The organism is Nocardioides hungaricus (genome assembly GCF_054782915.1).
The window spans coordinates 22,636-35,525 of the sequence record NZ_BAAGRO010000003.1 but is presented as its reverse complement, the minus strand read 5'-3'; the positions used below and the strand labels follow the sequence as shown (position 1 = coordinate 35,525).

Below are 12,890 nucleotides of genomic sequence, written 5' to 3'. Positions count from 1 at the left end.
GAAACCTCGGTGGGGCTACGGGTACTCCAACCCCGCGACCAGCCTACGCGTTCCCCGATCACGGCCCAGCCAGTCCGCTGAGAGCGAACAGCCCCGAGATGCGCCGAGTCGGCGCAGTCTCTCACTGAGACTGCGCCGACTCGGCGGACGGGCGTCAGTGCGCGGCGTCGTAGGCCTCGCGGACCTCCGCCGACACCCGACCGCGGTCGGGTACGTCGTAGCCGTTGGCGCGCGCCCACTCGCGGACGTCCTTCGCGCTCGGGCCGCTGGTCGCGGCCGCGGAGCGGCGGCCACGACGCGTGGCGGCGCCGACCTTGCGGCCGTGGCCGACATAGCTCGCGAGGGCGTCGCGCAGTTTGCCGGCGTTCTTCTTGTTCAGGTCGATCTCGTACGTCGTGCCGTCCAATCCGAAGGTGACGGTCTCGACGGCCTCACTCCCGTCGATGTCGTCGACCAGGACGATGTTGACCTTCTGCGCCATTTCGAGCCCTCTCGCTCAATTGCGTGTATGACGGAATTCATCATGGCACGCACTTAACGAGAATGCGAATTGCCGAGTCATCTGTTCCGAATGAATGCGAGCTCGAGGCCGCGCAGCGTCAACCACGGCGCGTGGTGCGTGAAACACCGGCACTCCTCGCGCACCAGGCCGGCGAGATATCCGGTGGCGATCACCGCGACGTCCTCGGTTTTCTCCCCGAGCTCGGCGATCATCCGGGCGACAATTCCCTCGACCTGGGCAGCGACCCCGTAAAGCATTCCCGATTGCAGCGCCTCGACGGTGTTCTTCGCAATGACGGCGCGCGGGCGGAGCAATTCGACTTTGCGCAATTGTGCGCCGCGCCGGCCGAGGGCCTCGAGCGAGATCTCGATTCCGGGCGAGATCGCGCCGCCGACGTACTGCCCTTTCGCGTTGACCACGTCGAACGTCGTCGCGGTGCCGCCGAAGTCGACGACGATCGCCGGCCCGCCGTACTCGTGAACCGCGGCGAGCGCGTTGACGATGCGGTCGGTGCCGACCTCGCGCGGGTTGTCCATGAGCACGGGCACGCCGGTGCGCACGCCGGGCTCCACGACCAGGCTCGCGACGTCGGCGAAGTGTCGGGCGAGCATGTCGCGCCACTCGTGCAGGACCGCGGGTACGGTCGCGCAGACCGCGATGCCGTCGACGTCGTCCACCGCGCGCCCGAGGAGTCCGCGCAGCAGCACCGCCCACTCGTCGGAGGTGCGCCGCTCGTCGGTGGCGATCCGCCAGTCGGCGGTCACCTCGCCGTCGGCGACCAGGCCGAGGATCGTGTGGCTGTTGCCGATGTCGGCGGCGAGCAGCGCCACGCGTCAGCCCTCGGAGAGGTCCAGGCCGAGGTCGAAGACCCGGACCGAGTGGGTGAGCGCCCCGACCGAGATGAAGTCGACGCCGGTCTCGGCGACCTCGCGGGCGCGCTCGATGGTGAGCCGGCCGGACGCCTCGAGCGTGGCGCGGCCGGCGGTGATGCGGACCGCCTCGGCCATCGTCGGGGATTCCATGTTGTCGAGCAGGATCTCGGTGCAGCCGGCGTCGAGCAGCTCGCGCAGCTGGTCGAGGTCGGTGACCTCGACCTCGACGCGGAGGTCGGGGTACGCCGCCCGGACGGCCTCGTAGGCCGGCACGACGCCCCCGGCGGCCACGACGTGGTTGTCCTTGACCATCGCCCGGTCGCTGAGGCTGGAACGGTGGTTCACGCCGCCACCGCAGCGCACGGCGTACTTCTGCAGCGCGCGGTAGGTCGGCAGCGTCTTGCGGGTGTCGAGCACCCGGGCCCTCGTGCCCTCGAGCGCCTCGACCCACCGCGCGGTCGCGGTGGCGACGCCGGAGAGGTGGCTGGCGTAGTTGAGCGCGGTGCGCTCGGCGGTGAGCAGGCCGCGGGTCGGGCCGGCGACTCGCATCACCACGTCGCCGGGCCGCACGTGGCTGCCGTCGGGCAGCCGGTCGGTCACCTCGACGCCGTCGCCCATGACCTCGTGGAAGACCAGCGCCGCGATGCCGAGCCCGGCGACCACGCCGGGCTCGCGGGCGGCGAAGACGCCGCGCCCCCGGGCGCTCTCCGCGATCGTCGCGATCGAGGTGACGTCGCCATCGGGCAGGTCCTCGGCGAGCGCCGCGCGCAATTGCGCTGTGATGGCAATCGGGTCGAGCCCCGCGGCGCACAGCTCCCCGACGTACGGCGCGCGGGCGGTCATCGCAGCTCCAGGGTGGTGGCGCCGTCGTCCATGACGGCGTCGAGGTGGCCGGAGAAGCGCAGGTCGTCGCGCTCGGGGAAGTCCTCGCGCCAGTGCGAGCCGCGGGTCTCCTCGCGCAGCGCCGCGGCGTCGGCCAGGGCGATGCTGATCGTGAGCAGGTTGGTGGTCTCCCACGACTGCTGGTCGACGACCTCGGCGCGGCAGCCGGCGAGCTTGTCGAGCAGTCCGGCGGCCTCCTCCAGGCCCGCGGCGTGGCGCAGTACGCCGACCCGCGAGGTCATCACCTGCTGCAGGTCGCGCCGCAGGCCGCCGGGCACCAGGCCGGCCGTGCGGGTGTCGGGCGCGGGCGGCTGGAGCGGACGGAGCTCGCCGGGCAGCACCTCGGCGATCCGGCGCGAGAAGACCAGGCCCTCGAGCAGGGAGTTGGAGGCGAGCCGGTTGGCGCCGTGCACGCCGGAGCAGGCGACCTCGCCGGTGGCGTAGAGGCCGGGCACGCTGCTGCGACCCCACAGGTCGGTGCGGACGCCGCCGGACGCGTAGTGGCACGCGGGCGCGACCGGGATCAGCTCGGTGACCGGTTCGACGCCGTACCGCCGGCAGGTGGCGAGGATCGTCGGGAACCGGCGCTCCCACTTCTCGGCGCCGAAGGCGCGGGCGTCCAGCCACATGTGCGGGCGGCCGGTCTCGACCATCCGGCGGGTGATCGCCTTCGCGACCACGTCGCGCGGGGCTAGGTCGGCCAGCTCGTGCACGCCCGCCATGAGCCGGCTGCCCCCCTCCTCCGGCAGGGCGTCGACCAGGACTGCGCCCTCCCCGCGCACCGCCTCGGAGATCAGCGGCTGCTGGCCGAGCGAGTCGGGCCCGAGGTACATCACCGTCGGGTGGAACTGCACGAACTCCAGGTCGCGCAGCACCGCGCCCGCGCGCAGCGCGACCGCCATGCCGTCGCCGGTGGCGACGGCCGGGTTCGTGGTCTGCGAGAACACCTGCCCGAGTCCGCCGCTGGCGAGCACCACCGCCCGGCAGTGCACCGCGCCGACGCCGTCGCGCTGGCCCTCGCCCATCACGTGCAGGGTGAGGCCCGCGACGCCGCCGTCCTCGGCGAGCAGCAGGTCGACGGCGAGCGCGTGCTGGATCACCTCGATCTCGGGTGCCCGCTCGATCGCGGCGATCAGCGCCCGCTGGATCTCGGCGCCGGTCGCGTCGCCGCCGGCGTGCGCGATCCGGTCGCGGTGGTGGCCACCCTCGCGGGTGAGCGAGAGCTCGCCGTCCGGGTCGTGGTCGAAGTTCGTGCCCAGCGCGATCAGCTCGCGCACGGCGTCCGGCCCCTCGGTCACGAGCACCCGCACCGCATCCCGGTCACAGGCGCCGGCGCCCGCGACCAGGGTGTCCTGCTCGTGCTGTCCGGGGGTGTCGCCGGGGCCGAGCGCGGCGGCGATCCCGCCCTGCGCCCACTGCGTCGAGCCGGCCGCGAGCACGTCCTTGGTGACGACGAGCACCCTGTCGACCCGGCCCCGCAACCGCAGCGCGGCGGTCAGGCCGGCGATGCCCGACCCGACGACGACGACGTCGGCCGTCGTGCTCCAGCCGGGCTCGGGCGCGACCAGGCGGCCGGGGACGCGGCGGACCGGGGAGGGCATTGGCGCAGGTTACCGCTGGGCCAGCTGGTCGCCGCGGACCAGCCCCGCGCCCGCGACCGCCTCGGCCACGTCGTTGCCGGTCGCCAGGATCCTGTTGTCGGCGTCGACGAACACCACCTGCGGCACGAGCTCCCTCGCCGCGGCAGTCTCCAGCTGCCCGTAGCCGATGAGGATCACCAGGTCGCCGGGGTGCACCAGGTGGGCGGCGGCGCCGTTGATCCCGATCACGCCGGAGCCGCGCTCGCCCGCGATCGTGTAGGTCTCGAGCCGGGCGCCGTTGGTGATGTCGACGACGTGCACGAGCTCGCCCGGCAGCAGGTCGGCGGCGTCGAGCAGGTCCTCGTCGACGGTCACCGACCCGACGTAGTGCAGGTCGGCCTGGGTGACCGTGGCGCGGTGGATCTTGCTCTTCATCATGGTGCGCAGCATCAGGGCTTCCCGATCACGAGTGGCATGTTGTCGATGAGACGGGTGGTTCCGATGCGCGCGGCGACGAGCACGCGTGCCTCCGTCCCCGGGGGTACGTCGGACGGCAGCTCGCCGAGGTCCGGGTCGGTGATCACCAGGTAGTCGAGGTCCACGCCCTGGGCGGCGCGCAGCTCGGCCCGCGCCGCGGCGAGAGCTCCCGCCGCGCCGTACCGGGCGCTCTCCTGGGCCGCGCGCAGGACGCGGTTGAGCGCGGCCGCGCTCTCGCGCTGCTCGGCGTCGAGGTAGCGGTTGCGGCTGGAGAGCGCGAGGCCGTCGGCCTCGCGGACGGTCTCGGCGCCGACGACGTCGACGCCCATGCTGAGGTCGAGCACCATCCGGCGGATCAGCGTCAGCTGCTGGTAGTCCTTCTGGCCGAACACCGCGACGTCGGGGCGGACCAGCCCGAACAGCTTGGCGACGACGGTCAGCACGCCGCGGAAGTGGCCCGGGCGGACCTTGCCCTCGAGCACCTTGGCGAGCGGGCCGGGACGGATCGTCACCTGCGGCTCACCGCCGGGGTAGACCTCGTCCACGGAGGGGGCGAACACGATGTCGACGCCCTCGCGCGCGCAGAGCTCCAGGTCCGCGTCGAGGGTGCGCGGGTAGCGGTCGAGGTCCTCGCCCGGGCCGAACTGGAGCGGGTTCACGAACACCGACACCACGACGGGGCCGCTCTGCCCCTCTCTGGCCACCCGCTCGCGGGCGACCCGCATCAGGCTGGCGTGGCCCTCGTGGAGCGCGCCCATCGTCGGCACCAGGCCGACCGGGCCGATCGGGCCGATCGGGCCGTCGGCGTTCGCGAGCAGCGTGGCGAGCTCCTCGCGCGTGGCGGCGAGGACGGGGCCCGAGGTCATCGGCGGCGCGCGGCCTGGAGCCCTGCCGCGCGCTCGGCCCCGTCGATCACGCGCCGCATCGCGTGGGCGCGGATCGGCAGCACCCGACCGTCGGTGACGACCCGGTCGAGGGTGTCGCGGGCCAGGGCGACGTACGACGGCAGCGTGTGCGGCGCGTTGGCGGCGATGTCGGCGAGGTGGGCGCGGACGGTGTTGACGTCGCCGCGCGCGATCGGGCCGGTGAGGGCGGCGTCGCCGTGCTCGAGCGCGTTGTCGAGGGCGGCGGCGAGCAGTGGGCGCAGCGTGCCGGCCGGGTCGTCGGCACCGGCGGCGGCGAGGATCTCCATCGCCTGCGTCACCAGCGTGACCAGGTGGTTGGCGCCGTGCGCGAGACCGGAGTGGTAGAGCGTGCGCATCTGCTCGGGCACCCACATCGGCCGGCCGCCGAGGTCGGCGACCAGGGCCCGCGCGAACGCGCGCTCCTCGTCGCCGGCGGTGAGGCCGAGGACGCAGCCCGGCACACGGTCCAGGTCGAGTGCGGTGCCGGTGAACGTCATCGCGGGGTGCATCGCGACCACGCGCGCGCCGACCCGGCGGGCCGGCTCGAGCACGGCCAGCCCGTGCCGGCCGGAGGTGTGCACGACGTACTGGCCGGGGCGGATCGCGCCGCTGTCGCTGAGCACCGTGACGACGTTCTCGAGCATGTCGTCGGGGACGGTCAGCAGCAGCAGGTCGCAGGAGCGCGCGACGTCGGAGGGCTTCGCGGGCCGGACTCCGGGGAGCAGATCGGCGATGCGGGAGCGGGAGGCGTCGGACTCGCCGGCGGCGGCGACCACGGTGTGGCCCGCGGCCCCGAGGGCGGCGGCCAGGACGGCGCCGACGCGGCCTGCGCCGACGACGCCGATACGGTGCGTCATGGGTGTCGAACCTTACGTTGCAGTCCCTCCGACCACCCCTCGCCGCTGCCGCGGCTCGGGGCCGGTGTGGGTACCGGACGGTGTGCTCGTCGTGTTGCCTGTCTGCCGGGTTGTTCCCCGGCGCCGTCGAGCGTACGCCCCGGTCTGGACCGAGGTAAGGCGCCTCGGGCGTGACGTGCCCGACACGGGGGCGCTATCCCACGTCGAGGGGGCGCGGGGCGCGGGGCAGCCAGTCGTGGGTGACGTGGTCGACGATGTGGACGCCGGCGGGGGCGGCGATCTCGTGTACGCCGGGCGGCACGGTGCCCTCCCGGAGCGCGTGGAAGACCTCCCACTCGCGGCGCTTGCGGCGGTTGCGCCACGACGTCGCGAACGACGCCGGGTCGGTCCAGTGCGCGAACTCCTCGCCGTGGAGGTACTTCAGCTCCACGCACAATCCCTGGGGCAGCGCGATCGAGCGCACGCCGACCGGGGTCGTGCGGATCTCCCACTCGAACGCCTTGGTGTAGACGAAGTCCGGCCCGATCGGGAAGCCCCACTCCTCGGCGTTGCGCCAGCCCAGGTCGAGGTAGCCCGTCGACTCGCTCTCCAGGTACAGCCCGTGCCGCGGCACCCGCACGATCGACTGCACATCGCCGACCTGCCAGCTCAGGTCGCCCATCGACACCTCGCCCTCGGTGGTGAGGACCATGTCGCCGTCCCACTTCCACGAGTAGCGGGTGCCGACCTGCGCGAAGCACCAGTTGTAGAAGTACGACAGCGAGTGCACCGACAGCTCGTGCCGGGCCAGGTGCTCGGCGCCGGCACGCGCGACGGCGAAGGGGTACGACGCCACGCTCAGCCGGTCGGCGTACCCGGCCCGCTCGGCGGTCTCCCGGGCCACGTCGGGCGTGCCGTCCTCGGAGCCGTTGTCGACCAGCAGCACCGCGTCGCAGGCGCGGAGCAGCGGTGGGAGCACGAACGGCAGCGAGGGCGCCTCGTCCTTCACCCGGAGTACGGCGGTGGCGCCGGGGCGCAGCCCCTCCGGCCGGAGCCAGGGCCAGGCGATGTCGAAGTCGGCGTGGCCCTCGAGGTTCCGCAGGCCACCCGCGCTGAGGTGCGCGGTCACCGCGACCGGCCGAGCATCTTCCGCAGCCCCCGGCGGACCGGCGCCGGGACAGCCGCACGCAGGCCGTGCGGGATCTTGTCGGCCCCGGACGGCGCAGGCGCCTCGGGCGCGGTCTTGAGCCGCTGCTGCCGCCTGAGCCGGTGCTCCGCGGCCACCACCGACGAGCGGGAGATGGCCGCGGCCTCCTCGTACAGGTCGACGTACCCCTCCCGGAGCTGGTCGAGCGTCCGGTGCGCCGCCGGGGTGTCGCCGCCGGGGTCGGCGAGCCGGTTGAGCTCCTCCCAGGTCTGGCCGACGAGCTCGTGCAGCCGCGGCGGGAGGCCGAGGTCGTCGAGGGTCTGCGTCATCCGGCGCAGGCTCGGGTCGACGAACCGGTGGCCGTCGCGGATCGCCTCGCTGCGCGCGTGCAGCACGTGCTGGAGCCCGAGCCGCTCGCCGGCCCCCATCACGATCCGGGTCCAGTCGTCGAGCAGGTCGGCGTACCGGACGAAGACCCGGCCGCCGTCGGCGACCGACTCGCGGGTGGCGCGCTCGGTGTGCAGCAGCATGTTCAGCCAGGACGCCGCGAGGTGCGCCGAGCCGAGCCGGTTCTGGTAGTAGGTCTGCTTGCTGCCGACCACCTCGGCGGGCGGGCGCAGCATGGTGGCGAACACCGGCGTCGCGCCGGCGCGGATCGCCGCGACCCGCCAGAGGCCGAGGAACCAGCTCAGCCGCGGGTCCTTCACCACCAGCTCGGGGTTGACCGCGAAGTGCTCCCCGAGCCAGTCGGCGGTGCGGATCCGCTCCTGCTCCCGGGTCGCCACGCGTCCGGTCTCGAACCACGCGTCCGGCCGCGAGTCGCTGACCTGCACGTTGGCCTCGCGGAGCAGCCGGTCGTGGTGCTCGACGACCCACTGCGGCTCGCCGAAGCCCTTGGGGTTGGTCTCGTCGGCGACCACCTCGGGCTGCGGGACGTGGAGGCCCATGATCTTCATCAGCCCGGCCATCGTGCTGGTGCCGCTGCGCCCCGCGCCGGCGACGAAGAGGACCTTCCGCGGGTAGTCGGCGGGCTCGACAGCGGCGGGGTCACTCACGAGGCAGGAGCCTAACCCTCGCTACCGTGGCGACATGAGGCTCGGCCGTCGCACGCAGGTCGTCAGCGTCGTGGTCCCGGTCCACAACGTCGAGGGCTACCTCGCCGAGGCCGTCGACAGCGTCCTCGCGCAGACCCACGCCGAGCTCGACGTGGTGCTCGTCGACGACGGCTCGACCGACGGCTCGGGCGCGATCGCCGACGAGTACGCCGCCCGCGACCCCCGTGTCCGGGTGGTGCACACCGAGAACCGCGGCCTCGGCGCCGCCCGCAACGAGGGCGCGCGGCACGTCCGGGGAGAGCTCCTCGCCTTCGCCGACTCCGACGACGTCGTCCCTCCCGACGCCTACGCGACCCTGGCCCGGGAGCTGCGGCGCACCGGCTCGGACTTCGCGACCGGGTCGGTGGTCCGCCGGGAGGGCGACACGCTGACCGAGCTGCCCTGGATGCGGCGGCTGCACCGCGAGGGCCGGACGCCGCTGGTCGTGGAGGACCACCCCGAGATCCTGGGCGACGTGTTCGCGTGGAACAAGCTGTTCCGCCGCGACTTCTGGGCGGACGCCGGCCTGGCCTGGCCCGAGGGCGTGCGCTACGAGGACCAGCCGACGACGACCGCGGCGTACGTCCGTGCCCGCCAGCTCTCGGTGCTCCCCGACGTCGTCTACCACTGGCGGATCCGGCACGACGGCTCGTCGATCACCCAGCAGCGCTCCTCCCTCGACGACCTGCGCGACCGCTGGACGACCAAGCGGATGTCGCTGGCGACCGTCGCGGACTTCGGGTCGGCGAAGGTCGGCCGGATCTTCCACGACCGGGTGCTGGCCGGCGACCTGCACCGCTACTTCGCCGAGATCCCCGGCTGCTCCGACGCGTGGTGGGACCTGCTGGTCTCCGGCGTCCGCGAGTTCTGGGGCGCCCGCTCGCTCACGCACTCCGGGCTGCCGCCGGTGCACCGGCTGACCGGCTGGCTCGTGGAGATGGGCCGTCGTGAGGACGCCGCCGCCGTGATGGAGTACGCCGCCCGGGTCGGTGGCCCCCTCCCCCAGGTCCGCACCGCGGCCGGTCCGCGGATCGACGTGCCGGTCATCGACCTGGCGAGCGTCGACCCCGCGGCCCTGGCGCTGCGGGACTTCGAGGTGCGGGTCCAGCCGGACGCCTAGCCGAGGAGCCCCTCGTCCTGGAGGAACTGGCGGGCGACGTCCTCGGGCTTCTCCCGGTCGACGGCGACCTGGCCGTTGAGCTCGGTCAGCTTCTCGGTCGTCAGCGCGGCCATCAGGGCGTTGAGCACGTCCGCGACGTCGGGGTTGGCGTCGAGGAACTCGGTCGAGACCGCGGGCACGAGGTTCTGCGCCGGCTGGATCTGCTTGTCGTCCTCGAGCACCACCAGGCCCTGGGAGTCGAGCGTGCCGTCGGTCGTGCTGGTCTCGCCGAGCTGGGACTCGCCGTCGAGCACCGACTGGTAGGTCTGGTCGCTGGCGTAGCCGAGCGGCAGCACCTTGGTGACGTCGATGCCGTACTGGTCGGAGAGGCCGCCCTCGCAGTCGAGCCGGCCCTTGCAGTCCGGCGCCGCCGCGAGCACCACCGAGGCGCCCTCGAGGTCGGAGAGCTTCGTGACGCCCTCGGACTGGGAGTACTCCTTCGTCACGAAGAACGCGTTGGTGTCGGTCGCCGAGGACTGGTCGAGGAGCGTGATGCCCGCGTCGTCGAGCAGCGCCTGGCCCTGCTCGGCCAGCTGCGCGCCGTCGCCGGCGGTGAACGGCTCGGCATCCGCGCCGTTGGCCTTGGCGTTGAGGAAGTTCACGATGCCGCCGACGTACTCCGGGACGACGTCGACGTCGCCGGGGAAGGTCGCCATGTAGGCGTCGCGGGTGTCGACCAGCTTGACGTTGGTCGTGTAGCCGGCGTCGGTGAGGAGCTGGTCGTACATCGCGGCGACGATGGCCGCCTCGGTGAAGCTCTGGCCCGAGATGTTGACCGTGCCCTTGTCGGCCGGGGCCGAGGACTCGTCGCCGCTGCCGCCGGACTCGAGGTCGTCGCCCGCGCAGCCAGTGGCGAGGAGGAGGGAGCCGACGGCGATCACCGCGGCCAAGGAGCGTCGTACCTGCATTGCATCACCTTCTGTGTCCCGCGACGGGTGCCGCGCGTGTCCGGATCCTGCTCACGGCCGACGGGTGTCGGTCGCGTCGGCAACCGTAGACTCGGCCACCGACACTCCCCCAGCACGTTTCGGTGACGATCTGCCGGTCAGGGACCGCTGTACCCCGGCGGCCAGGAACTCAAGCACGAGCGCGACCGCCGCGACCACGATCGCGCCGGCGATGCCCTTGCCGTAGTTGGTGCGGTAGAAGCCGTCGGTGATCACCGTGCCCAGGCCCGGCCCGGCCACCAGCGCCGCGAGCGTCGCGGTCGCCCACACCTGGACCAGCGCCAGCCGCAGGCCGAGTGCCACCAGCGGCGCCGCGAGGGGCAGCTCGACCCGCCAGAACTTCTGGGCGCCGGTCATGCCCATGCCGTCGGCGGACTGACGCACGAACGGCGAGACCTCGCGCATGCCGACGTACGCGTTGGTGATGATCGGCGGGAGCGCGAACAGCGTCAGCGCGATGATCGTAGCCAGGCCGGCGCGGCCGTAGGGTCCGAACGGCGCGGTGCCCGGCCAGCCGGCCGTGACGAGCAGCGCGAGCAGCGCGAACGTCGGGACGGCGCGGCCGACGTTGGAGATGTTGATCGCCAGGAGGCCGCCGCGGCCGAGGTGGCCGAGCCAGAGCGCGAGCGGCAGCCCGAGCGCCGCGGCGACCAGCAGCGCGGTGACGCTGAGCAGCAGCTGCTGGAGGAGCAGCCGGAGCATGCCGGTCGAGCCGGTCCAGCTCGACAGCGTCGTGAGGTACTCCCACGCATCGGCGACGACGGTCATGCGTGGCGCCTCCCGTGGGTCCACGGCGTGACCAGCCACTGGGCGCCGACGATCGCGGCGTCGAGCACCACCGCGAGCAGCACGCACAGGACGGAGGCGGTCACCAGCTCGGCGCGGAAGTTCGTGCTCACGCCGTCCTTGATCAGGTTGCCCAGCCCGCCGTACGCGACCAGGGAGCCGACCGTCGTCAGCGCCACCGTCGAGACGGTCGCGACCCGCAGGCCGGCCATGATCACCGGCGTCGCGAGCGGCAGCTCGACGAGGAACAGCCGCCGGGTGGCGCCGTACCCGAGGCCGGTCGCGGACTCCCGCACCCCCTCCGGTACGGCGCGGAACCCCTCGAGCATGCTCCGCACCAGGATCGTCAGCGCGTAGAGCGCGAGCGAGATGACCACGGTCGCGGCGGACAGGCCGGTGAACGGCACCAGCAACGGCATCAGCGCCAGCGACGGGATCGTGTAGACCGCCGTGGCGACGCCGAGGATCGCGGTCTCCAGCCGGGGCAGCCGGCGCGCGACCAGGGCGAGCGGGAACGCGATGAGGACGCCGAGCAGCACGGCGGCGATCGTGATGCCGAGGTGCTGGACCGTGGCGTCGACGATCTCCCGCTGGTAGTCGCGCACGTACTGCGCGCAGAGCCACTCGTTCGTGAGCCGGCTGTAGCAGCTCGGCTCGGCCGCCGCCGTCGGAGTCCCGAGTAGGGTCACCGCATGGACGGTACCGGCTCGGAGGCTACTGACCCCATGATCCGGCTCTCGGGTGTCGGCAAGACCTACGCCGACGGCACGGTCGCGGTCCACGAGCTGGACCTCGAGGTGGGCCGCGGCGAGCTGGTCTGCCTGGTCGGCCCGTCGGGCTGCGGCAAGTCCACGACGCTGAAGATGGTCAACCGGCTGATCGAGCCCACGACCGGCACGATCGAGATCGACGGCCGCGACGTGACGGACCAGGACCCGGTGCGGCTGCGCCGCGGGATCGGCTACGTGATCCAGCAGGTCGGGCTGTTCCCGCACCAGCGGGTGCTCGCGAACGTGATGACGGTGCCGCTGCTGTACGGCGAGTCGAAGTCGACCGCCCGCGCACGTGCCCTGGAGCTGCTCGAGCTGGTCGGGCTCGACCCGGCGACGTACGCCGACAAGTACCCGCAGCAGCTCTCCGGCGGCCAGCAGCAGCGCGTCGGCGTGGCCCGGGCGCTCGCGGCGAAGCCGCCGGTGCTGCTGATGGACGAGCCGTTCGGGGCGGTGGACCCGGTCGTGCGGCTGCGGCTCCAGGACGAGTTCCTGCGGCTCCAGGACGAGCTCGGCGTCACGGTCGTCTTCGTCACCCACGACATCGACGAGGCGGTGCGCCTCGGCGACCGGGTCGCGGTGTTCGCGACCGGCGGGAGGCTCGCGCAGTACGACACCCCCGCCCGGCTGCTCGGCCGGCCCGCGGACGACTTCGTGGCCGACTTCGTCGGCTCCACCACCGGCCTGCGCCGGCTCCAGGTGATCCCCCTCGACCCGGCCCACGTCGAGCCGCTCGACGGCGTCCGCGCGGGCGACCTGGGCGCGGCGATCGACGCCGACTCCACGCTGGGCGACGCGCTCGCCGTACTGCTCCGCGACGACCGGGGCATGGTCGGCGTCAAGCAGGGTGCGCGGTTCGTCGGCGTGCTCACGCCCGACGGCATCCACCGCGCGCTCCGGGCCGCGCTGGCCGAGATGAGCGAGGTCGGCTGA

Annotated in this window: 14 protein-coding genes; 2 read left to right on the top strand and 12 right to left on the bottom strand. The window is 73.2% G+C overall.

What is annotated here, in order from left to right:
* Window positions 1-154: 154 nt before the first annotated feature.
* From ACYVKX_RS01205 to ACYVKX_RS01165, 9 genes are all read right to left on the bottom strand, one after another.
* A complete protein-coding gene (locus ACYVKX_RS01205) occupies window positions 155-481 on the bottom strand; it encodes a histone-like nucleoid-structuring protein Lsr2 (protein ID WP_460828680.1) in 327 nt (108 codons plus the stop codon).
* 77 nt (window positions 482-558) lie between these two features.
* Entirely contained in the window at window positions 559-1,332 is a 774-nt protein-coding gene (locus ACYVKX_RS01200) for a type III pantothenate kinase (protein ID WP_460828679.1), read from the bottom strand.
* 3 nt (window positions 1,333-1,335) lie between these two features.
* On the bottom strand, window positions 1,336-2,217 hold the full coding sequence (gene nadC / locus ACYVKX_RS01195) for a carboxylating nicotinate-nucleotide diphosphorylase (protein ID WP_460828678.1): 882 nt from the start codon (window positions 2,215-2,217) through the stop codon (window positions 1,336-1,338).
* On the bottom strand, window positions 2,214-3,857 hold the full coding sequence (locus ACYVKX_RS01190) for an L-aspartate oxidase (RefSeq protein ID WP_460828677.1): 1,644 nt from the start codon (window positions 3,855-3,857) through the stop codon (window positions 2,214-2,216). The genes nadC and ACYVKX_RS01190 overlap by 4 nt, the downstream gene beginning before the upstream one ends.
* Window positions 3,858-3,866: 9 nt before the next feature.
* Entirely contained in the window at window positions 3,867-4,286 is a 420-nt protein-coding gene (panD, locus tag ACYVKX_RS01185) for an aspartate 1-decarboxylase (RefSeq protein WP_460828676.1), read from the bottom strand.
* Entirely contained in the window at window positions 4,286-5,179 is an 894-nt protein-coding gene (gene panC, locus ACYVKX_RS01180) for a pantoate--beta-alanine ligase (protein ID WP_460828675.1), read from the bottom strand. The genes panD and panC overlap by 1 nt, the downstream gene beginning before the upstream one ends.
* Window positions 5,176-6,075, bottom strand: coding sequence for a Rossmann-like and DUF2520 domain-containing protein (locus ACYVKX_RS01175; RefSeq protein WP_460828674.1), 900 nt, complete (start codon window positions 6,073-6,075; stop codon window positions 5,176-5,178). Before ACYVKX_RS01175 ends, panC begins: the two co-directional genes overlap by 4 nt.
* 193 nt (window positions 6,076-6,268) lie before the next feature.
* Entirely contained in the window at window positions 6,269-7,183 is a 915-nt protein-coding gene (locus ACYVKX_RS01170) for a hypothetical protein (RefSeq protein ID WP_460828673.1), read from the bottom strand.
* Complete coding sequence (locus ACYVKX_RS01165) at window positions 7,180-8,256, bottom strand: sulfotransferase family protein (RefSeq protein WP_460828672.1); 1,077 nt, start codon at window positions 8,254-8,256, stop codon at window positions 7,180-7,182. Before ACYVKX_RS01165 ends, ACYVKX_RS01170 begins: the two co-directional genes overlap by 4 nt.
* Window positions 8,257-8,290: 34 nt before the next feature.
* On the opposite strand from ACYVKX_RS01165, the gene ACYVKX_RS01160 reads away from it, so the two are divergent.
* The gene (locus ACYVKX_RS01160; RefSeq protein WP_460828670.1) at window positions 8,291-9,415 is read left to right on the top strand and encodes a glycosyltransferase family 2 protein; all 1,125 of its coding nucleotides are present in this window, start codon (window positions 8,291-8,293) and stop codon (window positions 9,413-9,415) included.
* Here the strand turns inward: ACYVKX_RS01160 and ACYVKX_RS01155 are convergent.
* Genes ACYVKX_RS01155 through ACYVKX_RS01145 form a run of 3 tightly spaced genes read right to left on the bottom strand, consistent with a single transcriptional unit; the run spans window position 9,412 to window position 11,876 of the window.
* Entirely contained in the window at window positions 9,412-10,362 is a 951-nt protein-coding gene (locus tag ACYVKX_RS01155; protein WP_460828669.1) for an ABC transporter substrate-binding protein, read from the bottom strand. The genes ACYVKX_RS01160 and ACYVKX_RS01155 overlap by 4 nt on opposite strands.
* 51 nt (window positions 10,363-10,413) lie before the next feature.
* A complete protein-coding gene (locus ACYVKX_RS01150) occupies window positions 10,414-11,169 on the bottom strand; it encodes an ABC transporter permease (protein WP_460828668.1) in 756 nt (251 codons plus the stop codon).
* On the bottom strand, window positions 11,166-11,876 hold the full coding sequence (locus ACYVKX_RS01145) for an ABC transporter permease (protein WP_460828667.1): 711 nt from the start codon (window positions 11,874-11,876) through the stop codon (window positions 11,166-11,168). The genes ACYVKX_RS01150 and ACYVKX_RS01145 overlap by 4 nt, the downstream gene beginning before the upstream one ends.
* A gap of 3 nt (window positions 11,877-11,879) precedes the next feature.
* On the opposite strand from ACYVKX_RS01145, the gene ACYVKX_RS01140 reads away from it, so the two are divergent.
* Window positions 11,880-12,890, top strand: a complete 1,011-nt coding sequence (locus tag ACYVKX_RS01140) for an ABC transporter ATP-binding protein (protein WP_460828666.1) — start codon at window positions 11,880-11,882, stop codon at window positions 12,888-12,890.

Bases quoted from the DNA above. Each gene is read 5' to 3' on its own strand.
- ACYVKX_RS01205 (WP_460828680.1), bottom strand. From the start codon at position 481: ATGGCGCAGAAGGTCAACATCGTCCTGGTCGACGACATCGACGGGAGT.
- nadC (WP_460828678.1), bottom strand. From the start codon at position 2,217: ATGACCGCCCGCGCGCCGTACGTCGGGGAGCTGTGCGCCGCGGGGCTC.
- ACYVKX_RS01190 (WP_460828677.1), bottom strand. From the start codon at position 3,857: ATGCCCTCCCCGGTCCGCCGCGTCCCCGGCCGCCTGGTCGCGCCCGAG.
- panD (WP_460828676.1), bottom strand. From the start codon at position 4,286: ATGCTGCGCACCATGATGAAGAGCAAGATCCACCGCGCCACGGTCACC.
- panC (WP_460828675.1), bottom strand. From the start codon at position 5,179: ATGACCTCGGGCCCCGTCCTCGCCGCCACGCGCGAGGAGCTCGCCACG.
- ACYVKX_RS01175 (WP_460828674.1), bottom strand. From the start codon at position 6,075: ATGACGCACCGTATCGGCGTCGTCGGCGCAGGCCGCGTCGGCGCCGTC.
- ACYVKX_RS01160 (WP_460828670.1), top strand. From the start codon at position 8,291: ATGAGGCTCGGCCGTCGCACGCAGGTCGTCAGCGTCGTGGTCCCGGTC.
- ACYVKX_RS01155 (WP_460828669.1), bottom strand. From the start codon at position 10,362: ATGCAGGTACGACGCTCCTTGGCCGCGGTGATCGCCGTCGGCTCCCTC.
- ACYVKX_RS01150 (WP_460828668.1), bottom strand. From the start codon at position 11,169: ATGACCGTCGTCGCCGATGCGTGGGAGTACCTCACGACGCTGTCGAGC.
- ACYVKX_RS01140 (WP_460828666.1), top strand. From the start codon at position 11,880: ATGGACGGTACCGGCTCGGAGGCTACTGACCCCATGATCCGGCTCTCG.